25 protein-coding genes are annotated in these 19806 nt (G+C 37.7%); 5 read left to right on the top strand and 20 right to left on the bottom strand.

Annotated features, from left to right (window positions below; genetic code table 11):
• Positions 1-347: 347 nt before the first annotated feature.
• From rpsA to AC6CH1_RS04195, 12 genes are all read right to left on the bottom strand, one after another.
• The gene (gene rpsA / locus AC6CH1_RS04250) at positions 348-1490 is read right to left on the bottom strand and encodes a 30S ribosomal protein S1 (RefSeq protein WP_251688885.1); all 1143 of its coding nucleotides are present in this window, start codon (positions 1488-1490) and stop codon (positions 348-350) included.
• A gap of 115 nt (positions 1491-1605) precedes the next feature.
• The gene (cmk, locus tag AC6CH1_RS04245; protein WP_079525837.1) at positions 1606-2280 is read right to left on the bottom strand and encodes a (d)CMP kinase; all 675 of its coding nucleotides are present in this window, start codon (positions 2278-2280) and stop codon (positions 1606-1608) included.
• Positions 2281-2707: 427 nt separating this feature from the next.
• On the bottom strand, positions 2708-3361 hold the full coding sequence (locus AC6CH1_RS04240) for a flagellar brake protein (RefSeq protein WP_251688888.1): 654 nt from the start codon (positions 3359-3361) through the stop codon (positions 2708-2710).
• Positions 3362-3469: 108 nt separating this feature from the next.
• On the bottom strand, positions 3470-4753 hold the full coding sequence (locus AC6CH1_RS04235) for a PepSY1/2 domain-containing protein (protein WP_251688890.1): 1284 nt from the start codon (positions 4751-4753) through the stop codon (positions 3470-3472).
• Between the two features lie 13 nt (positions 4754-4766).
• The gene (gene sleB, locus AC6CH1_RS04230) at positions 4767-5555 is read right to left on the bottom strand and encodes a spore cortex-lytic enzyme (RefSeq protein ID WP_251688892.1); all 789 of its coding nucleotides are present in this window, start codon (positions 5553-5555) and stop codon (positions 4767-4769) included.
• A 162-nt stretch (positions 5556-5717) separates the two neighbouring features.
• A complete protein-coding gene (prsW, locus tag AC6CH1_RS04225) occupies positions 5718-6392 on the bottom strand; it encodes a glutamic-type intramembrane protease PrsW (protein WP_251688907.1) in 675 nt (224 codons plus the stop codon).
• Between the two features lie 128 nt (positions 6393-6520).
• Positions 6521-7486, bottom strand: a complete 966-nt coding sequence (locus AC6CH1_RS04220) for an asparaginase (RefSeq protein WP_251688908.1) — start codon at positions 7484-7486, stop codon at positions 6521-6523.
• Positions 7487-7498: 12 nt separating this feature from the next.
• The gene (locus AC6CH1_RS04215; protein ID WP_251688910.1) at positions 7499-8464 is read right to left on the bottom strand and encodes a YpdA family putative bacillithiol disulfide reductase; all 966 of its coding nucleotides are present in this window, start codon (positions 8462-8464) and stop codon (positions 7499-7501) included.
• A 42-nt stretch (positions 8465-8506) separates the two neighbouring features.
• Complete coding sequence (locus AC6CH1_RS04210; RefSeq protein ID WP_498316415.1) at positions 8507-9265, bottom strand: metallophosphoesterase; 759 nt, start codon at positions 9263-9265, stop codon at positions 8507-8509.
• Positions 9266-9444: 179 nt separating this feature from the next.
• Positions 9445-10140, bottom strand: a complete 696-nt coding sequence (locus AC6CH1_RS04205; RefSeq protein ID WP_251688914.1) for a LysM peptidoglycan-binding domain-containing protein — start codon at positions 10138-10140, stop codon at positions 9445-9447.
• An 81-nt stretch (positions 10141-10221) separates the two neighbouring features.
• Positions 10222-11667, bottom strand: a complete 1446-nt coding sequence (locus AC6CH1_RS04200) for a RecQ family ATP-dependent DNA helicase (RefSeq protein ID WP_251688916.1) — start codon at positions 11665-11667, stop codon at positions 10222-10224.
• Positions 11664-12704 carry a YpbB family protein gene (locus AC6CH1_RS04195; protein ID WP_498316414.1) on the bottom strand — a complete coding sequence of 347 codons (1041 nt, stop codon included), beginning with the start codon at positions 12702-12704 and terminating at the stop codon, positions 11664-11666. The genes AC6CH1_RS04200 and AC6CH1_RS04195 overlap by 4 nt, the downstream gene beginning before the upstream one ends.
• A 102-nt stretch (positions 12705-12806) precedes the next feature.
• Between AC6CH1_RS04195 and AC6CH1_RS04190 the strand changes: the two genes are divergently transcribed.
• The 5 genes from AC6CH1_RS04190 to AC6CH1_RS04170 all read left to right on the top strand — a co-directional run bounded on the left by AC6CH1_RS04190 (position 12807) and on the right by AC6CH1_RS04170 (position 15443).
• The gene (locus tag AC6CH1_RS04190; RefSeq protein ID WP_008404945.1) at positions 12807-13055 is read left to right on the top strand and encodes a ferredoxin; all 249 of its coding nucleotides are present in this window, start codon (positions 12807-12809) and stop codon (positions 13053-13055) included.
• 141 nt (positions 13056-13196) lie between these two features.
• Positions 13197-13973: an enoyl-ACP reductase FabI gene (fabI, locus tag AC6CH1_RS04185; protein WP_079525816.1), complete on the top strand. Its 777-nt coding sequence runs from the start codon at positions 13197-13199 to the stop codon at positions 13971-13973.
• Positions 13974-14086: 113 nt separating this feature from the next.
• Complete coding sequence (locus tag AC6CH1_RS04180; protein ID WP_427711641.1) at positions 14087-14329, top strand: excalibur calcium-binding domain-containing protein; 243 nt, start codon at positions 14087-14089, stop codon at positions 14327-14329.
• Positions 14330-14343: 14 nt separating this feature from the next.
• Positions 14344-15042: a glycerophosphodiester phosphodiesterase gene (locus AC6CH1_RS04175; RefSeq protein ID WP_251688922.1), complete on the top strand. Its 699-nt coding sequence runs from the start codon at positions 14344-14346 to the stop codon at positions 15040-15042.
• Between the two features lie 221 nt (positions 15043-15263).
• Entirely contained in the window at positions 15264-15443 is a 180-nt protein-coding gene (locus tag AC6CH1_RS04170) for a hypothetical protein (protein WP_251688924.1), read from the top strand.
• Between the two features lie 223 nt (positions 15444-15666).
• Here AC6CH1_RS04170 and AC6CH1_RS04165 read toward each other — a convergent pair whose 3' ends face one another.
• The 8 genes from AC6CH1_RS04165 to AC6CH1_RS04130 all read right to left on the bottom strand — a co-directional run bounded on the left by AC6CH1_RS04165 (position 15667) and on the right by AC6CH1_RS04130 (position 19701).
• Positions 15667-15873 (bottom strand): hypothetical protein, encoded by a 207-nt coding sequence (locus AC6CH1_RS04165; RefSeq protein WP_498316413.1) that lies wholly within the window; start codon positions 15871-15873, stop codon positions 15667-15669.
• A 107-nt stretch (positions 15874-15980) separates the two neighbouring features.
• Entirely contained in the window at positions 15981-16352 is a 372-nt protein-coding gene (locus AC6CH1_RS04160; RefSeq protein WP_498316412.1) for a YhjD family protein, read from the bottom strand.
• Entirely contained in the window at positions 16345-16569 is a 225-nt protein-coding gene (locus AC6CH1_RS04155) for a transcriptional regulator (RefSeq protein ID WP_498316411.1), read from the bottom strand. The genes AC6CH1_RS04160 and AC6CH1_RS04155 overlap by 8 nt, the downstream gene beginning before the upstream one ends.
• Before the next feature lie 370 nt (positions 16570-16939).
• Positions 16940-17158, bottom strand: coding sequence for a hypothetical protein (locus AC6CH1_RS04150; protein ID WP_498316410.1), 219 nt, complete (start codon positions 17156-17158; stop codon positions 16940-16942).
• 39 nt (positions 17159-17197) lie between these two features.
• Positions 17198-17839 carry a hypothetical protein gene (locus AC6CH1_RS04145; RefSeq protein WP_498316409.1) on the bottom strand — a complete coding sequence of 214 codons (642 nt, stop codon included), beginning with the start codon at positions 17837-17839 and terminating at the stop codon, positions 17198-17200.
• A gap of 230 nt (positions 17840-18069) precedes the next feature.
• Entirely contained in the window at positions 18070-18831 is a 762-nt protein-coding gene (locus AC6CH1_RS04140; RefSeq protein WP_498316408.1) for an N-acetylmuramoyl-L-alanine amidase family protein, read from the bottom strand.
• Between the two features lie 105 nt (positions 18832-18936).
• The gene (locus tag AC6CH1_RS04135) at positions 18937-19197 is read right to left on the bottom strand and encodes a holin (protein WP_498316407.1); all 261 of its coding nucleotides are present in this window, start codon (positions 19195-19197) and stop codon (positions 18937-18939) included.
• Positions 19198-19209: 12 nt separating this feature from the next.
• Entirely contained in the window at positions 19210-19701 is a 492-nt protein-coding gene (locus AC6CH1_RS04130) for a hypothetical protein (RefSeq protein WP_498316406.1), read from the bottom strand.
• Positions 19702-19806 lie beyond the last annotated feature (105 nt).

Here is a 19806-nt window from a genome sequence, read left to right as displayed (position 1 = left end):
TATACACGAATTTGACTATTATATCATTTTTTCGCAACATTCAAAATCGATTTCGATTTATCGTCAAACTTTTCGCACGGTGTGATTTTCTATAATAGTTAGAGATTATCTAATATAATTTTATTTGTTCTAATAAGTATGCGGTTTTCTAATATAGTTCCCAAAAGTGCTAAAATGAATGCCATTTGTTCAAATATTGATTACAGTTCTTCTAAAATCTAACTATCTTTTTCTAGTAAACTACAAAATTGTCCTAATAAAGTCACACACCCCGAAGACAACAACTTCCCGAAAAGCAAAAAAAACCGCCCACATAAGCAATGCTTACATTGGCGGTTTTCGTGTTATTATTTTTTAAATCCTTTTAGCTGATCACCGATAACATCGCTGAATGAGAAGCCTTTAGTTTCTTCAGGCAGCTCGTAATCGAAGTCCTCGTCGCTCGCTGAATCTTCCTGCAATGCTTTAATGCTTAGTGCAAGGCGTTTTTCCGCTTCATTTACCTCAAGTACTTTTACTTCCACCTCTTGGCCGTCTTTTAAGACTTCATGTGGTGTCGTAATATGCTTGTGGGAAATTTGAGAAATATGGACAAGACCTTCTACACCAGGGAATACTTCTACAAACGCACCGAATGTAACAAGACGTTTTACAGTACCCGTTAAGATTGCGCCTTTAGAAGCCTTTTCTTCAATGTCTGTCCACGGACCAGGCAGCGTATCTTTGATTGATAATGAAACACGCTCATTCGGAATATCGACTGAAAGTACTTTTACAGTGACAGATTGTCCTTCCTGTAATACCGTTGAAATATCTTCAACATGTTCATGCGCTACTTGTGAAATGTGGACTAATCCATCGATGCCGCCCAAATCAATGAACGCACCGAATTTCGCCAAGCGCTGAACAGTACCTTCCAGCATATCACCCTGATGGATGTTTTGAATCACTTGTTGCTTTTTCGACGCTTTTTCTTCATCTAGTACTGCACGATGAGATAAAATAAGTCGGCCTTTTTCTTTATCTAACTCTGTAATTTTTAAACGTAATGTTTTGCCTTTGTAATCCTCAAAATCTTCAACAAAATAATCTTCAACGAGTGAAGCCGGAACGAAACCGCGCACGCCTAAATCGACGACAAGTCCGCCTTTCACAACATCTTTTACTTCTGCTTCGAATACTTCACCAGATTCGAATTTTGCTTTTAATTCATCCCACGCGTGTAGTGCATCTACTTTGCGTTTTGATAATACAAAATTCTCTTCTTCAACTTTCGTAATCATAAGCTCTAGCTGATCGCCAACTGAAACTATATCAGAAGCTTTTTCAATGTGTAAGCTTGAAAGTTCGCTAATAGGTATAATCCCGTCGAAAGGTGCCCCCTCGATCGAAACCGTTACTGACTTCTCTTCAACCTGTTCAGCAACACCTTTCACAATATCTCCTTCTTGAAATTTTTGGTTTGACCCTAAATTCATTTCCTCAGACATATGTAGCCCTCCTTCGCGTATTCCACTTTTATTTTATTCGATAATTTCTACAAAGACAAAAAATAACCCTTTATTTTCAGAAATTTCGTACGTTAGCTTCATTTTGCACTAGCGTTTACTGCATCTTTTGCTGCGCTAATTTCAAAATTTCCTGCGCTGCTTCATCAATTGATAAATGCGTCGTATCTAAAAATAAAGCATCTTCTGCTTGGATGAGCGGTGAAGCTTCACGTTCACTATCAAGCTTGTCCCGCAGTGCAATTTCCTTCTGTAAGGATTCGATTGTTGAAGGAATACCGCGGCGTTCATTATCCAGGAAGCGTCGATGTGCACGTTCTTCGACTGTGGCAGACATGTAAATTTTAAGCTCTGCATCTTTTAATACATGTGTTGCAATATCACGTCCATCCATGACAACTCCGCCGTCCGCAGCCAGCTTTTGCTGCATCGCTACGAGAATTTCACGAATATTTGCATGCGCCGCAACTTCTGAAACATTTGCCGTAACTTCATTTGAACGTATAGCCTGTGACACATCTTGTCCATCCACAAAAACGAGTTGTCCCTGCTCCGACGGTTTCAATGTAATCGCCGTTTCTTGCAGCATTTTTTCAATTGCTTCTGCGTCATGTAATTGTATGTTTTCTTTCATCGCTTTATACGTCACTGCCCGATACATTGCACCTGTGTCGATATATGTAAATCGAAGTGCTTCGGCTACAATTTTTGCAATGGTACTTTTCCCCGCACCTGCAGGACCATCAATTGCAATTTGAATTTTTTTCATCATAATTAACTCCCTACTTTCCGTTGCTATTGTATCATAACCGAAAAAATTTTTACCTTCTTTACGCTATATTTTTTTGAAAAAAAGCTGCCCCTCCATACAATCTGGACCGTCTCCCATCACATTCGTTTTACTTATTTAAAACAGGCTGGCACATAATGCAAAAATGCCATTTTTCTCCGGAGAAAAATGGCATTTTTTTGCTGTGCGTAAAAATTAATTTCCATTCCGGGACGCTTTGCGCTGGCGTGAGGCCAACAGGATGTTGGTCACAAAAGCGTTGCCACAGGAAGTGGCGTTCTTAGCTTTTGTTCCTAGTCTCAGGCATCACGCAATTCCCGCTGGAGTCGCCCTTCATTCCAATCAATTTTACAAAATATCCGTTTTCTATTTAAGTGTTCTTTCAATTCAAAGTTCTAGCCAATCCCGCTTATAATTCATTCATTTCTTTTTTGCGGATCATTACTTGTCGTTCGAAGCAGAATCGGACAATCTGCTGCTTATCATAATCATCCGTATCCGTGAAATTCAATGATGCCATCGTCATTTCATTACGTTCGAACGTGTTCACGACTCTCGCATCTGTTTCGACATAGCGAATTTCACCATTTACAAATGGCAGGACGACGAAAGCTTTAACTGTATCGCCCTCAGTAAAATTAACAGGTGACTTAATATGAATTAATGTTCCCCCTGCGCTAATGTCTTCGGCCGCAAACTGAAATTTCTGTCCGTCATGTTCTATCGCAATATCTACAGGTGTTTCCACACGAACATATTCGCGTCGCTGGATTTTAATAAATTCTTCAGCAGGTGGACACGCAAGCAGAATCATCTGAACATTGCCGCCTTTACGTCCTAAAACTTCTGTATTAAAGCAGTAACTTTCTTTTTTTTCGGTACTGAATGTTGCTCGGAATTGTGCACCATCTATTAAAAAAGCGATTTTTTTAGTTGCCGTATTAATTGGATAATCGATAAAAATCATATTGTCTTGTCGATCGACAACTCGACATTTAAATTTTTCGGCCCTTTCCGTATAGGTTGGCTCCAGCGTTAGTTGCGTTCCAATTTTAAGTTCCATTTGCCTCTCCCCATAAGAAATTATTGATACTTTATTATCTCATGGGAATGTAAATATAGCTATATTTTTACAATTAACTTTACTGGACCTTGCACCAGATACATGCAACTAAAACACTTTTTCATTTTTAATTACTTCATGTGTTTCCGCATCAATTACAACACGATACGTATCCTGTGTCTTATTGTCGAGCCTTGCAATGACTTCATAACATTTACGAAGTTCCAGATTTCCATTGCCTGTATAAATTTTTTGCACTTGTTCAACACCTACATGATCTGCAAAAAATTTATCCCAATCTATCTGTACTTCGCTTTGCTCTTTAATTTTCTCTTCCTGAATATATTCCATTGCGTTGACACCTAAAATCTCAGCGTTATCTTTCGCAATTTTCACTTGAATACTATCCGGGTAAATTAATGCTTCATCATCTCCATACACTCGCGTAAACACGAGATGCCATGCTTCGTGATTTTCTCGTGACTCTGAAAGCTTCACATCAGTGTATCCCACTTTATTCATAAAGCTTTTTGCAGTGTTCAAAATCTCCTCATGTGAACGTGCATCCTTTTTAACCGGCCGTTCTAGCAGGAACGAAAGAAGGTGACCGCCATTTTCTGTTATGTCAGCATAACCGATTTTTGAACCGTGGATAAATTGAATATGATAGAACGGATATGGTGCATCATCACTGCTTTTCGTAACCGTTACAATCGAATCATCGATATTCGGGAAAAAGTTTTTGAATTTTTGAATAGCTTCGTTTTTCGTAATTTTTTTATCTTTTAAATGCTGTAATTCCCGCTTTTTCTCATAGTCCGATTCACTCGCCGTTAATGGAAAATCGGTTTCATTATATGTTTTTAATTGTTTCGATACGTTCATAAATGGCGAATCTTTAAGATTGGTCGTATGATTCGTTGACCATTTTTTTAAATTTCCATCATTTTCATAAAATGCAACAGTGGCAATATTCCATTCCTCTGCGAATGCATGTAAATTGGAAGCTACCGTTCCCATTTTGTTGCGCCAATTTTCGTAGTCTCCTGTAGCGGCCGCTTGTTTTGCATTATCACCAATTCTTCCTAAATAACGCATCCATTCATTTTGTACTTCTGCCTGGATCGGTAAGTTGGCGACAGTTTTTCTTAAATCACTGCTCATCCGCCATATGGAATCCAACTCATTATTTAGAGCTTTTTCATCCTGAAAGAGTAAAGATTGTTCTACCGTTGTATGCAATACCGATAATTTTTCAGTGGCTGCCGAAAGGTCCCTTGATTGGGTAGCATAAACAGCTCGCTCCAAATCCTTATTTTGTGTAAATAGATCAAAGGAAACAAAGGCTAATATGACGACAAATAAACCTAATAAATATGCAAATTTTTTCATGTTTTACCCCCGCCTATAAGCAGAAAATATGCTCACCAATTTGTTTGATTTGAGGTCTAGACCAAATCCAATCACTTGTCGCTGTAACAGGATTAAAATAATACAAAGCATTCTCGGATGGGTCCCAGCCGTTAATTGCATCCAATACAGCCTGTTTGGCACGTTCATTTGGTGTAAGCCAAATCTGGCCGTCCGCAACTGCTGTGAAAGCTAACGGTTGAAAAATAATTTCCGAAATCGTATCCGGAAATTCCGGTGATTCCAGACGATTCAAAATTACGGCTGCAACTGCAACTTGTCCTTCATACGGCTCGCCTCGTGCTTCCCCGTATACTGCATTCGCTAAAATTTGCAAGTCCTGATCTGTGTAGCCTGGCGGAAGCTGCATGGAGGTTGTATCATTTGCACTTTTACCGCCATTCCCGCCTTTTTTCACCTGATTTTCCAACGCTATTCCGCCATAATACGTAAAACTGTTCCCTGCATTGATTTGTTTATGAACCCATACTTTATCAAAATCCGAATTATTCTCGAGCTTTTCCTTCGTCGCTCTTCCGGCAATTCCGTCTACAGGTAGCCCGTACTGCTCCTGGAAATTACGAAGCGCCCAATACGTTCCATAACCAAATTTTCCGTCAATTTTTCCATTATAGTAACTTAAGTATTGAAGTCGTGCCTGTAACTCAATTACATCGTCACCAAATGCACCCCGTTGCACATCCTGACCTGAAAATGCAAATGTATGACTTACAAAACTACTTGATATAATGAATACGAACAAGACGATTTTTTTCACTGACATTTCCACTCCTTTTTCAGTAGGATGGAGAAAATTGAAAAGTTTATACATTGTAAAGTTGCTTTTTTATGTCTATAGAGAATATTCTCATCACTTATTTTGAGTTTGCTAATCCGTTTTTCACATAGAAAAAGGTTTGCTACAAAAATATTTGTAACAAACCTTTTATAAATGATTGCTGCGGGATAAGTGCTCAATTAGATGTTCGTGTGCCTGCTTTACTTTGCGCAATGCAAACGTCCATAAAAACAACATAAACGGCAGCATCACATACATAAAGTATTCTTCTAACATTAAAATTGAATTATACATAATATGAAGTCCTACAGGGGCTAAGAGTGCAAGCGCGATATATTTCTTCTGTATTTCGTTACTTGAAAACTTCCCTTTACCGTAATAGTAACCCATTACTACACCGAACAGTGCATGACTTGATACCGGCAATAACGCACGCATAAAAGCTTGATCAATTCCGAAAGATAATAGATAGAGGACGTTTTCCACAGTAGCAAATCCTAATGAAACAGCTGCACCATACAAAATACCATCATACGGATCATCAAACTCAATATGACGTAAAATTACCGCTAAAATAATGAGCCATTTCACGAATTCTTCTATCGAACTGGTAAAAACAGCATTGATAAAGAAAGGATTCGAAAATGTCTGTTCTTCTTTTATTACGAACTGTATAAATAAAACGGGGAATGTAATAACCCCACCATATATGAATGAATGCATTAGTGTACGCCGTGGTTCGGTATCCATCTCATTGCGTAAATAAAAGTAGCTTAAAAGGGCTAAACCCGGCGCAATCGCTGCTGATAAAAGTATAAACATCATGCCGGCTCCTTTCGATTCTTGACTCCTAATTAGTATAGCACTATTTTTTTCACAACAGTGTAGCATACCCAATATTTGTCTAGAAAATATAAAAACTCGGCTAATTTCCTGCCGAGTTTTTATGATTAATGCATAAATGTATCAAAATCCGTATTACCGTTAGCAATCATCAACAGGAGCTTTAGACGCGCTTTCTTTGGATCAAAGTCTCCGCCCATAATGACACCGGTATCTTTCAAGTAATTCGCACTACTGTAATAATCGTATGTTGGGAAAACACGTCCCTCTTCAGTCGATGTTGTTAGTACAACTTTCGTTCCTTTTTGACAAAGCTTTTCGATCGCATCCATCATTTTCGGAGCAACTTGTCCTCGGCCGGCACCGACTAGCACCACACCTTCAACATTTGCTTCATAGAGGGCATCCAAAATAATAGAACTTGCTCCTAAATAGGCAAATACTATTTCAACAGCAGGATAGCTTTCTTTTGTTTCGTATACTTCTTTATGGGTTGGCTTCTGATAAATGATGACCTCGTCATTATCGATAAAGCCAAGCATCCCATAGCCGATTGAACCAAAGCCGTTAATGCTTGAAGAATGCATTTTTTTTACGTATTTGGAATGAATGATTTTTTCATTAAAGACAACGCACACCCCTATATTTTTTGCCTCTTCATTCGAAGCAACCAATAAGGAATTGCGCAGATTGGAATAAACATCTGTACCAATATCGCCAGGTGACTTTTGGGAACCTGTTACAATAACCGGACGTTCGTCATGAATTGTCAGCTCTAAAAAGTAGGCCGTCTCCTCTAAACTGTCCGTACCATGTGTAATGACAATTCCGCTTACCGTTTGATCTTTAAATACATTTTTGACCGTTTGATTCAATAGATTTAAATTTTCGAATGTCATATGCATCGATGGAATCTGATATAAATCAATCAATTCAATATCCATCTCATTTTCAAGCTGGCACATCGATAAAATGGCTTGCCCATCCAGCTTGCCGGACTCCAGTTTGTTTTTCTTATTGCGTGTACTCGCAATCGTTCCACCTGTCGTAATCAGCACTACTTTTTTCTTCACAACATTCACCCCTTATGTAGTTTGACGAGCAATTTTCTGAGCAATCATGTTCCCATGAAAGCGGCCGTTTTCAATAAAGATCTCATTTGCATTATTTCCTGCTGCAATGACACCGGCAATAAATAAATTTTCTACATTTGTTTCCATTGTTTCAGGATTAAATGTCGGTCTTCCTGTTTGTTCATCAATCTCTACGCCCATTTCACGGATGAAGCGATGATCAGGGTGATAACCGGTCATTGCAAATACGACATCATTGGCAATTGTTTCTTGTTTGCCCTCGATTTCCACAATGACTTCGTTTTCTTTAATTTCTTTTACTTCTGTATTAAAGTGCATTGTAATTTCACCTTCTCGGACAAGCCCTAAAAATTCCGGTAATACCCATGGCTTAATGCTCGGGGAATAATCATTGCCCCGATAGATGACTGTCACATGTGCGCCTGCTTTATTGAGCTCCAATGCTGCATCAATTGCAGAGTTTTTACCGCCGATTACAAGTACATTTAAATCGAAGAACGGGTGTCCTTCTTTAAAATAATGATGGACTTTCGGTAAGCTTTCCCCCGGTATCTTCAAATAGTTCGGATGATCGTAATAGCCAGTTGCAATAACTACATACGGTGTTTCATAGCTGTCTTTATCTGTCTGTACATGAAATAAACCGTCCGTCTTTTTAACACTTTCCACTGTTTCAAAACGATTTACGTGAAGTTTTTTCGCCTTCACCACTTCACGATAATAGACGAGCGCCTGATTGCGTTTCGGTTTTCGCTGCTCAATAATAAACGGCACATCACCGATAGCCAACTTTTCACTCGTACTAAAAAAAGTCTGATGTGTCGGGTAATTGTAAATCGCATTGACAATATTACCTTTTTCGATAATGATTGGCGACAATCCGAGATTTTGTAGTTCAATCGCTGCAGCTAATCCACAAGGACCTCCACCAACAATGATTGCTTCTACCTTTTGCATACTAACATCTCCTTATTCCAATTCCTGTAAAACATTATTTACTCATTTCAATTCATCTTGTTCAAATTTAATTGTAATAAAATGACTTTCCGGCTTAGCGGAGAGGCGCAACGGGACAAGAGTCGTACCATACCCGTTACTGACAAGTTCATACCGGTTTTTGATTTTTTTAAAATATCCGTGCGGCTGCAGTCCAAATTTCCCAAGGCGGATTTGCCCGCCATGTAAATGTGCCCCAATACTGAGCAGTGGCTGAAACTGCTTATGTACTTTGCCGAACAACTCCGGATTATGTGCAATGAAAACGGTGTTCTTTTCTTCGCATTGCTCGATTGCACGCTGGATGTTCTCCTCCCCTGGACGATATGAAACCGCGCTGACTGACATATCATTTTTGCTTTCGAGCTTGATTGACCCATTCTCTATAATATGGATTTGATGGTCTTTCAGTAGTTGACGCAGCTTTTGTTCACCGAATTCGACATCATTATTCCCCCATATAAAATAGGTAGGGCCAAGTTTTTTAAGCATACGTATATTATGAAGCACTGTGTCTTCAGAAGTCCGACGATCAACAAAATCTCCCCCTATGAGGACAGCTTGTATATTTTGATCAATCGAATCAATCATCGCCTCATTAATTTTGCGCGCATGCGTATCCGATATAAAAAATAGATGGATTGTTTCACTATCGCCATTTGCTTTCACTTCATGTGACCGGATATTATTTTCATGCGCTTCCTTATACATATAGAGAAGCACTGAAATACAGGCGATTCCGATAATACTTATTATGACCATACACGGTCCTCCAATTCAAAAAAGACTAATTATACAATAGCCTGATTTAATGTTTTATTAACCATTAATTTAACGTAGTGTTATTAAGTTTTCTAAAATAATAAATTTCTTTCATAAAGAAAAAGACGAGAGCCGGAACGGTTCGTCTTTTTACTAGTCGTTATACAGGATAGAAAAAATTATGGAACAATTACTAAAACTTGCCCTGTCGCAATACTGTCGGATGATAAATTGTTGGCAGCTTTTATTTTATTAACATATTCAGGACCACCATTACCGTAGTACTTTAATGCAATGCGGTATAAATTGTCAGTCGATTGTACAGTATGCGTTTTTTGCTGTGCTTGAGCAGCTTTTTTCTTCGCTTCCTGCTCTTTCGCTTTAGCCGCCGCTGCCTTCTGTGCTTGTTCCGCCTTTTTTATTTCCGCTGCTTCTTTTTCAGCTTTTTCTTTTGCGATTTTTGCTTCCGCCTTTTTCGCTTCTTCAGCAGCTTTTTCCGCTTTAGCTTTAGCCTCATCCACTTCGGCCGTATTGTCATCATTTGTTTCTTCTTTTTCTTCGTCATCGTTAGTAGCAGATGGCTGTGTTTTCGGATCCTGTTTTTGAATCTCCACTACTAAGTCGTCCTTCTTATCCGCATTTACGTTTTCACTTGCAGATGTATTCGGTTCATAGATCAACCACACATAAGCTAAAATAACTAATGGAATAAAAATTAAGACAACTGTTAAAACCGTCATAATCGGGTTTGTTTGTTTTTTTCCGTTTTTCTTTCGATGTCGGCTAACACGTGACATTTTTGTACCTGACTCGTTATGTAGGTCAATCTCTTGACGATGCTCCTCTACCTTCTCCCGGTAATCTTCTTTTGTCATGGCCTGCACCCCTCCAACTACTAAAAATTATAACTTTATTATGACCAATTTCTACATAAAAGTAAACGGTTCGATAGTAGATTAAGAGTTTATTAACAATATTTTCTTGAGACGGTGTTGCCAATTTGTCATTTTAATCATAGTTTTTGAAATATCTCTCTCTTCAACAAGTTGAGACAGGTCGATCCCACAGTTGGAACAACAATTTTCCTGCTGCTCTGTTAATTGCTGACCAAAGTACTGAACTACTTGCTTTCGCATACAATCCGAATGTTCAATAAGCTTTAATACAAGTCGGACTTCTTCAAATTTCTTAATCTGTAAATTCAGCATCCGGCTCTTTACTTCCTCGGCTGATTCACGTGCCAGCCAATAACTTAAAACACGGAAAACCACTTCTGACATTTCTCCGTTTGCAAGTAATGACTGCGGCTGCTCCCCGGCTGCTATCACTTCTGCGAATCGGTCAACATGTATATTTTTAGGCAAATCTTCTGAAGCGATAAACTTTGCAAATTGCTCATCACCATCACAATATAACAAAAAGGCTACAGCTTTCTTGCCATCGCGACCTGCCCGCCCAATTTCCTGCATATAATTCGACAACGTTGCAGGCATTGTTTCATGAATGACTTGACGGACGTTCTCTTTATGGACACCCATACCAAATGCATTTGTCGCAACAATCCATTCAAGCTGACCCGCTAAAAATTGCTGCTGTATAAACTGGCGGTCCTGCGCTTCCTTCCCGGCATGATAAGCAGCCGCCGAAATATTTTGCTGTAGAAGCTGTAAACTGATCGCCTCTGCTTTTGACCGGGATTGTGTATAAATTATGCCCGGGCCGGCTGTATTTTTAACATGTTCAATAATCCATTCCATCTTTTCCTCACGCTCTGAGAACAGTTTTTTTACTAGATGAATATTTTCCCTGTTTACATCATGCATATAGTGAAAAGGTGAATTCATTTTTAAATAAGACTGGATATCTGCCAAAACCGTATCTGTTGCTGTCGCTGATAACGCAAGGATTGGCGGACGCTTCGATTCCGATAATATTTCGCCAATCCGTAAATAGTCCGGACGAAAATCAAATCCCCACTGTGAAATGCAATGTGCTTCATCCGCAACAATTAATGAAAGTTCCATTCCTTGGATTCTCGCCTTTACTTGAGGCTGCAACAGCATTTCAGGAGATACGAAAATAAATCGGTATTCTTCCAAATAGTGTAGGGCATACCTTTTCTGGTCTGGAGTTAAAAAGGAATTCAATGCCACAACCCGCTTTTCCCCCATTTGCTTTAACTGATCGACCTGGTCTTGCATGAGCGATAAAAGCGGCGACACAATAAGGACCGGTTTTTGAAATAAATAGCCCGGCAGCTGGTAACAAAGGGATTTCCCCATCCCGGTTGGTAAAATGGCAACAACATCTTTACCAGCAATAATATTGTTAATGATCTCTTCTTGTCCTGGACGGAATGCATCATAGCCGAAATATCGCTTTAAGGCACTTTGTAAATTCATGTTGGTGTCGCTCCTTTCGCCAGCGTTAGCCGAAGTTGGAAATAGCTTAGCTGCGGCAGTAGTTCCTTCAACGTTTTTAATCGTTTCGTGTCATAACCTTCAACTGCAGCCAGAATTTGTTTCTGTTCTTCACTTGTTACAAATGGCTCAATCGAAAAGTTCGGTTCATTCATTGCAAGTTCGACAATATGATCTTCAATCGTACTCATTTTCAATCGACGAATATGACTGATTTCTTCCAATGTTCTCCCCGCTCTATATAACTGGGCGGTTGAGTTTGTCGAAGCAGTCAACACTACTTCTACACGTATATTTTGCATAATTTCATTTAATATCGGGTATTGTGTTTTTTCACGGTACAATTCGTTCAACCAAGTATGCAATGCGCTTATGTAGTGCAGTTGAACATCCATTTCCTGCATATTATAGCCAAATGCAAGTTGCTGCCAAGTAAATCCCGGTTCATTATAGCCGGTTAATCGATACATGAGTATATCTTTCATGTTTTCTTCAATTGCAATTTCGGATAAGCTTGCCGTCATTTCTGTGTAAATTGCTTGTTGCAGCAAGCCGTTCTGATAATGGTGACGCACTAAAAATTGACGTACCCATTGCTGTGTCTGTTCATTTCTTTCTATCGGTATAAATGCTTTTTTATGATGGAGCTGATGTGACAGACTTTGAATAATAAGCGAAAGCCTGCCGAAAAACATATGTTCATTGCCACGGTAATGCCAGCCATCAAAAGAAAGAGGCAAAGGTTGTGAAGCAAGCTGTTTTCCTTTGTCCGTCATTGTATAAAAACCGTTTTCCTCTATTATAATAATACTCTTGGCAAACATGAGATCAATTTGCTCATCAAATTTATGACGAGCTAGTTTTGGGAGCAGACCAAAATAGGAATATAAATTAAAGAGTCCTACATCATGAATTGTCTGTCCTGACCGCTTCCCTTTCAATAAATGATAGGCTGCGGAAACAGTGCGTTCCTGTTGAAAAGTATGTAAAATTTTTAAAAGAATTTGTTGGATTAGCATATCAAATCCCTCATTTTCGTAGTATTAGGTTGAAAAGTGCCGAAAACACCATTAGAATAAGTAAGAGCTTTATGGAAACGAACGGATAAAGGAGAGGTAACAATGCCAAAATATACTATCGTAGATAAAGATACTTGTATCGCATGTGGCGCTTGTGGCGCTGCTGCACCGGATATTTATGATTATGATGATGAAGGAATCGCTTTCGTTATTTTAGATGATAACATGGGTACTGCTGAAGTTCCAGAAGATCTACTAGAAGATATGCAAGATGCATTTGAAGGCTGTCCAACTGACTCAATTAAAGTTGCAGATGAAACATTTGACGGCGACTCATTAAAATTCGAATAGTATACAAACATACGAAACGATTCCTTTCAAGGGTCGTTTTTTATTTTGCTCTTTTTTCTCATTGCGAATCTATAATCGAGATGTTATAGTTAATATTAGTAGTAGGTACTAATATTAACTAATCATTTTAGGGGTGTCGTTATGGATTTATTGCAATTAAAAGGGAAAAATATTGTCGTAATGGGTGTTGCCAATGAGCGCAGTATTGCTTGGGGCATCGCGAAACGACTATTTGATGTCGGAGCAAATGTAATTTTCACATATCGTAAAGAACGTTCAAAAGGAAAAATCGAAAAACTATTAACAAATTACGAAGAGCACAATGCAACAGTGATAGAATGTGACGTAAACAGCGACGAAAGTATTGAAAAAGCATTCAATCAAATCGGTGAGCAATTTAAAGTAATTCATGGAATTATCCACTCTGTTGCCTTCGCACATGCCGAAGATCTGCACAACCGATTCGTCGAAACAACACGCGATGGCTATGCCTTTGCACAAGATACGAGTGCCTATTCGCTGATCGCTGTAACAAAAGCTGCAAAACCTTATATGACAGAAGGCGGTTCTATCGTAACGATGTCTTATTTAGGTGCACAGCGTGTTCTTGACGGCTACAATGTAATGGGCGTTGCGAAAGCAGCACTGGAAGCTTCAATGCGCTATTTGGCAGCCGATGTCGGTGCGGATAATATTCGTGTTAATGCGATTTCTGCCGGAGCAATCCGTACATTGGCAGCAAAAGGTGTTCCTAGCTTCAATCAGATCCTGCACAAAATCGAAGAAACTTCTCCGCTAAAACGCAACACAAATCAGGAAGAAGTAGCTGACATGACAATTGTGATGTTAAGCCACCTATCCCGCGGTGTGACAGGCGAAACGATTTATATCGATAGCGGTTATAATATTATGGGTTAATCTAAAGCGAATTCACTACCTCCCTTGTGAATTCGCTTTTTTATATGTTAAAATACTGGAAAATACTGTTTGTGGAGGGTTATTCAGTGAAAAAGTATATTTCAGGATTATTAATGGGAGCTGTTTTAATAGGCGGTTTCTCACTTTCGGCAATAGAAGCAGAAGCAGCTACAAAAGCAGTTGCTTATAAAAATTGCACTGATTTAAATAAGGTATATAAAGGCGGCGTTGCGAAAGATGCCAAAACTACGAACAAAGGCGGGAAAACAAAATATAAACCTTTCGTATCAGCTGAGCTTTACAAATTAAATGCGAAAAGCGATCGCGATAAAGACGGGATTGCTTGCGAAAAATAGGAGAAGTGAATTATATGAAGATTCTCGCTCACCGTGGTTACAGTGCCAACTACCCTGAAAATACGATGATCGCTTTTCAGGAAGCTGCAAAGATGGACATTTGGGGAGTTGAATTTGATGTCCATTTAACAAAGGACAACCAGTTAGTCGTTATTCATGATGAATCAATTGACCGTACTTCTACAGGTAAAGGCTATGTGAAGGATATGACACTGGAAGAGTTGCGAGCATTCGACTATGGCTCATGGTTTGCTCCGGAGTTTGCAGGTCAAAAAATACCTACATTAGCGGAAACTTTGGCTATTTTTAAATCAACCCCCTTTCAAATTAATATCGAGATAAAGTCTGATATTTTTGAATACCCCGGGATTGAAGCGCTCATTGCAAATGAAATTCATGCTTTTAATTTAGAAGACCGTGTCATTATTTCTTCATTCAATCATGAAAGCATTACGCGTTTCCAGCAAATCATGCCAAATGTGAAAACCGCGCTGCTATTCGCTTCGCTTATTGTAAACATAGAGGAATATGTAAAGAAGTTTGGCGCTGATGCTATACATATCCCCTACTACTACGGGATGCGCTCCATTGTTCAGCAAGCAATTAAGAACGGCATGATCGTCAGAACTTATACAGTAAATGATGCAGCAATAGCCCGGCAAATGGAATCACTTGGTATGGATGCCGTGTTTTCCGATGTAGTAAACCTATAAAGATGCTAAAAAACTGTTTCAGAAGAACTCTTTTGAAACAGTTTTTTATGTAATATTTGGACAATTGTTAGAAAAACGCTTTCAAAGAGCTAAAATTTGTTAAGTTCATTTTATCGTCAAACTTTAAAAGTTTTACCCGTTTTCACCCCCATTCCCTTTGAAGTCAGACGTCTGTTTACTGTATATTAAGAGTAACAACAAACAGATTCGGAGATGGAATTATGAATACAGAAATTTTATCATTTGTAGAGAAAATGGAAGCAGCTGTACTAAACGATTTAGTTACAACAGACTCTTCTGATTTATATGAAATTGCAGTTGAAATGATCGCTGAGCATAAAGATGCTTACAAAAATATTTGCCAAGCTTATGAAGTCGTTAAGCATAACTTAGTAGGATAAAATATTTTAAAGTAACGAACCATTAATATTACAGGGTTTCTCTAATTCTTGGTTGTATTTTTGGTTTCTATTTTAACATTTTTAAATATTGTTAAGCGGGGTACAACTGGGGTACATATTCTTTTGTACCCCAAAACAGAAAAAGCATCAGGGCAGGTGCTTTTATAAATGTATACAAAAATAAAAATAAGCCTTCCGCAGATTATTGTGGAAGGCTTTTTCTTTAACGCATTGCATATGGTCTGACTCGATGCTTAATTCCATTAATTTTTACTTCCTTTACTGTGTTTAAATTAATTGCATGCTCTGAATCAGAGAAATAGATGAACGTCCCGTATTCAAAAATATACATTTTAGCTAGAGAAATATGTAGTGCACTTTCAAATTCCACGACTTGCTTATTTTTTAATTTAAATTGGTATTTATACACATTACTCACCTCCATATTACCAATCAATTTACAATAGGAAAGGGATAAAAGGAAGGGAATGTCCGAAACTTTCTTTTTCAGGGTATTTTCGCAAAATTCGACAAGGATTATTTTCTATCAGCAGGTGTGAGATACTTCATTCCTAATACACGTTTCATCTCTTCACTCACCCATTTCCTCAGGGCAATGTTACTGTAACTTCTCGTTTCATCATATCCCCTAAACAATATAAAGTAATAGGTTATAAAGTCATCAGATTTTTGTTTCTCAATTTTACATCCTTTCTTATATAAAAAGTCCCTTAACTTTTTAAATTCCTGAAAGGTCTCATTAATTTTGGATTCGTACCAGGCGTTGAATACGTCTTTCATTTTCAGTTGCGATAAGTGATCTCTATCGCGTTCGAGTGTTTTTAAAAACATTTCCAGCACAATGTACCGGTGAATATCGTCGCTCAGCTCTATAAAGGCCTTATGCATTTAAACCACTCGCTTTACTGATTACTGGATATACCGCTAAAATATTTTCTATTTTAAACGTTCGTTTGGCATGTCGAGTAAAACAGTATGCTTGCACTGTATCGCCTGCAATTTTTATTACTTTGATACGACGTTTAGTGATTTTATCGTCTTTTGCTATGTACATAATATCTATGATTTGGTTGTGCTGCATGGCTTTGATCAGTTTCTCTCTCATTTTAATTTCCTCCCATGGAGTAATTGATTAATCATTACATCTAATTCTATACACGAACACTAGTTTGTATACATAATAGAGCAAACGTTCGTTTTATAGCAACATATAATTTTTGGAAATAAAAAAACTCCGCAAATTAATTCGCGGAGGTTTTTTAGTGGAAATAAAATAAATGGTAAACCACTAACATAAGCAAGACATTTCTTAAATACCATTATTTCAACCATAAAATTTCAACATGTAATATGATTTTATGCATAGACTAAGTTCCATATATCCCATATGTGGAGATTAAATGTGGTGTAGGTGTGTATTTTATTAAAATATATAATAAAATAAAGGGTAGCATTTTAACTACCCTTTACTTTTTTCAGTCTATTTCCATACCCTTTTGATGTCTGATATACGCTTTCTTCATCAGATATTCCATTTGTGCTTGATATTTTTTTATTTCTGACAAGTCATTACTCATCTTTACTGATTTTTTAATGTCTCTAATTTTGTTTCGATCTTGAGGAGTAAGATATTTTTCTGGATTAAATTTGACTTTTCGTTTTTCATTAATAGGTCTTTCAGCAAAAGTTACCATAAAATAAACAGCTCCTTCCTTTATTTTATTATATCGCTTCTAATCAATTTTGTCACTGCGAATATCAGATTCATTATTATTTTGCCCTAAATTAATTTTTTCATTCTCTTCTAGGATTGTTGATAGTATTGATTCCTGTTCTTCTTCATCCATTGCAAGGTCTGATTCATTGAATACAACTTCCTTATTGATATCGTCTTCGTCACCATAACGATTAAAGAAACTTTCCTTAAATTCCGGAACTCCAAACATTCTTTTTTCTTCAACAGCTTCAACCAATGCATTTCTTTTTAGATAAGTTACACCACTTAAACCAGCGATGAAACCTAAAACCGAAACTTGACCAATTGTACCACTTGGATTTAAAAGGTTAACAGATAGCCACCCTGCGAGCCCTCCTAACCAAATATAAAGAGAACCCTTACCATTTAATTTTTTGGTATCATATTCTCCATCCGCTTTACCAATAAAATATGAAGCTAAACCTCCAATTAATCCAAATATAAATGGAAATATTAATTGTAGAAAAATATTAAATTCTTGTTTTTCGAAACACCAGATTATGTAACTCCAAATTTTCTCTTGATTATAATGAGATTGAGCAGAACTTCCTAAAAAGATTGAAAGTCCAGCAAATATAATACCAAGGAAAAAAAAGAGAATATTTCTTATATCTTTCAATAAAATCCCCCTGAATATATAATATTTAACAATATTTTAGAACTATTATAACATAGGGTAGAATATATAAATCATTTTATTTAAGGTCATACCGAAACAAGGACGTTAATTGTTGCTATAAAAAAGGGGGGACATAATCAACCTTCTAACCTGATTGTTGAACTCAATTTAATTTCGTTATTATTGGCAAAATAAAAAAGCCCATTACCAATAAGGTAATAGGCTTTATTTTATTCGAAAGTACGATTTATAATAGCTGCTTGGTAACTCAACAATTGCACATCAGTATATTGATTAATTTTAGCGTCTTTATGAACTTCCGCATTGATAATACCTTTATCACGCGCTTTTCTAAGCAATATTCTAATTTCTTTACGTCCTGTTTCAGTTAACATAATTTCATTATCTCCCGTCGGATTAGTATTTTCTGTTGGTGGCTTCGGCGTTATCGTAGTAACTCCAAAGTAATTGTTAATCCCTACATACGTTAATTGTGCTTGTTTTTCTATTTCAAAGGCTATAATTTTTTCATCCTCAATATTACTGATAAAGCCGTATTCGATTAACAACGCCGGCATACTCGTTAAGCGTAAAACTGCAAAGTTAGCACGTTTCAATCCACGATCACGCAATCCGAACCCTTTTGCAATTGTGATATGCACATGTTGCTGCAGCTTGATTGAATTTGCACTAACATTTCCGTTGAAAATAAATGATTCAAAACCATTTGCTTTTTTGTTTACTGCGCTATTGTCATGCAGAGAAAAAAAGACATCTGCTCCCCAGTCGTTAGCCATCTTGGCTCTGTCATAAAGTGTCACGAAAACATTTGTGCGTCTTGATAGCTTAACCTCGTAGCCCTGAGCCTTTAGTTTCTTTTCAAGTGTAATAGCTACTGCTAATACGTTTTCTGCTTCCTTTGAGTTAGCGCCAATTGCACCTGGGTCATGTCCACCGTGCCCAGGGTCGATAAATATTTTTTTTTTACTCATCTGTAAACACCTCATTTTCAGGTGCATGATAGCACTCTTTGCACATTGGTTCGCCGTTGAACTTTTCTAATGGTTCGATTTCTTTTCCGCATACGATACATTCCATTATTTATCCCCCTTTGTCACTTTAGTTAAATCGAACAACCCACATGCAGACAATCCAGCAATCGTACCCGCTATAACCATTGTGTAATAATCGTAAACGCTAAATGGCGCAACAATAATTGCCACAAAAATACCGACTACAATAGATGTAATCGGCAAGTAGCGCGTAGCAATATTTATAGTTCGTTTGACCACCTCAATAAACGCTGTGACTAAAATTGTGATTGATGCTGCAATGATGAATAATGTTGTTAAATCCATTTTTCATCCCTCCTATGTTGTTAATAATCTTTCGACGATAAGATAAAGTAATCCCCCCGCCATAATAAGCTTCCCGACTAATTCCCAACCTTTTTCACTATTAGTTTTCTTGAGAGCTTGTTTTGACAAGTTAATTTCATGAGTACGATTTCTTTCCGACTCTTTACTTTCATCACGAGCTTTTATAAGTTCCCATTGATTCTTCAAGGTATCACGGACAAAGTCTTGTTGTGATTGGCTACTTTGTAAAATGGTTGACTTTATTTCAGAATTTTGTATAACTAAATTGCTCATTTGACCTGCTAACATATCTAATTTCTCTGTTTGTTTTTTGTCGTTCTCTTCTAATTTACTGTAACTAGATTTTAATTCTTCAATACTTTTTTCGTGCGCTTCGATAAGTTGCTCATGTGTCGAAATAAGCTTCCCGTGTTCGTCGATGAGCTTTCCGTGTTTAGTTACTGTTTCAAACATTGATGGTCCACCGCCCTTTTCTTCTGGCATTGTCCCCTTACCCCCAATTCATGTGTGATATATAATTACTAAAAAACATACTCTGTGAGACGCATCGAGAATCTACTTTGTGAGTAGTTGCCCATCTCGAATCGT

The sequence above is a fragment of the Solibacillus sp. GQ1 genome (assembly GCF_059758555.1).
Note: the sequence above shows the minus strand (reverse complement) of the source record. Positions and strands in the feature narration are given on the sequence as shown.

Excerpts from the sequence above, each read along its gene's own strand:
- rpsA (WP_251688885.1), bottom strand. The coding sequence starts at position 1,490 with ATGTCTGAGGAAATGAATTTAGGGTCAAACCAAAAATTTCAAGAAGGA.
- cmk (WP_079525837.1), bottom strand. The coding sequence starts at position 2,280 with ATGATGAAAAAAATTCAAATTGCAATTGATGGTCCTGCAGGTGCGGGG.
- AC6CH1_RS04240 (WP_251688888.1), bottom strand. The coding sequence starts at position 3,361 with ATGGAACTTAAAATTGGAACGCAACTAACGCTGGAGCCAACCTATACG.
- AC6CH1_RS04235 (WP_251688890.1), bottom strand. The coding sequence starts at position 4,753 with ATGAAAAAATTTGCATATTTATTAGGTTTATTTGTCGTCATATTAGCC.
- sleB (WP_251688892.1), bottom strand. The coding sequence starts at position 5,555 with ATGTCAGTGAAAAAAATCGTCTTGTTCGTATTCATTATATCAAGTAGT.
- prsW (WP_251688907.1), bottom strand. The coding sequence starts at position 6,392 with ATGTTTATACTTTTATCAGCAGCGATTGCGCCGGGTTTAGCCCTTTTA.
- AC6CH1_RS04215 (WP_251688910.1), bottom strand. The coding sequence starts at position 8,464 with ATGCAAAAGGTAGAAGCAATCATTGTTGGTGGAGGTCCTTGTGGATTA.
- AC6CH1_RS04210 (WP_498316415.1), bottom strand. The coding sequence starts at position 9,265 with ATGGTCATAATAAGTATTATCGGAATCGCCTGTATTTCAGTGCTTCTC.
- AC6CH1_RS04205 (WP_251688914.1), bottom strand. The coding sequence starts at position 10,140 with ATGACAAAAGAAGATTACCGGGAGAAGGTAGAGGAGCATCGTCAAGAG.
- AC6CH1_RS04200 (WP_251688916.1), bottom strand. The coding sequence starts at position 11,667 with ATGAATTTACAAAGTGCCTTAAAGCGATATTTCGGCTATGATGCATTC.
- AC6CH1_RS04195 (WP_498316414.1), bottom strand. The coding sequence starts at position 12,704 with ATGCTAATCCAACAAATTCTTTTAAAAATTTTACATACTTTTCAACAG.
- AC6CH1_RS04190 (WP_008404945.1), top strand. The coding sequence starts at position 12,807 with ATGCCAAAATATACTATCGTAGATAAAGATACTTGTATCGCATGTGGC.
- fabI (WP_079525816.1), top strand. The coding sequence starts at position 13,197 with ATGGATTTATTGCAATTAAAAGGGAAAAATATTGTCGTAATGGGTGTT.
- AC6CH1_RS04180 (WP_427711641.1), top strand. The coding sequence starts at position 14,087 with ATGGGAGCTGTTTTAATAGGCGGTTTCTCACTTTCGGCAATAGAAGCA.
- AC6CH1_RS04175 (WP_251688922.1), top strand. The coding sequence starts at position 14,344 with ATGAAGATTCTCGCTCACCGTGGTTACAGTGCCAACTACCCTGAAAAT.
- AC6CH1_RS04170 (WP_251688924.1), top strand. The coding sequence starts at position 15,264 with ATGAATACAGAAATTTTATCATTTGTAGAGAAAATGGAAGCAGCTGTA.
- AC6CH1_RS04160 (WP_498316412.1), bottom strand. The coding sequence starts at position 16,352 with ATGCATAAGGCCTTTATAGAGCTGAGCGACGATATTCACCGGTACATT.
- AC6CH1_RS04155 (WP_498316411.1), bottom strand. The coding sequence starts at position 16,569 with ATGAGAGAGAAACTGATCAAAGCCATGCAGCACAACCAAATCATAGAT.
- AC6CH1_RS04150 (WP_498316410.1), bottom strand. The coding sequence starts at position 17,158 with ATGGTAACTTTTGCTGAAAGACCTATTAATGAAAAACGAAAAGTCAAA.
- AC6CH1_RS04140 (WP_498316408.1), bottom strand. The coding sequence starts at position 18,831 with ATGAGTAAAAAAAAAATATTTATCGACCCTGGGCACGGTGGACATGAC.
- AC6CH1_RS04135 (WP_498316407.1), bottom strand. The coding sequence starts at position 19,197 with ATGGATTTAACAACATTATTCATCATTGCAGCATCAATCACAATTTTA.
- AC6CH1_RS04130 (WP_498316406.1), bottom strand. The coding sequence starts at position 19,701 with ATGCCAGAAGAAAAGGGCGGTGGACCATCAATGTTTGAAACAGTAACT.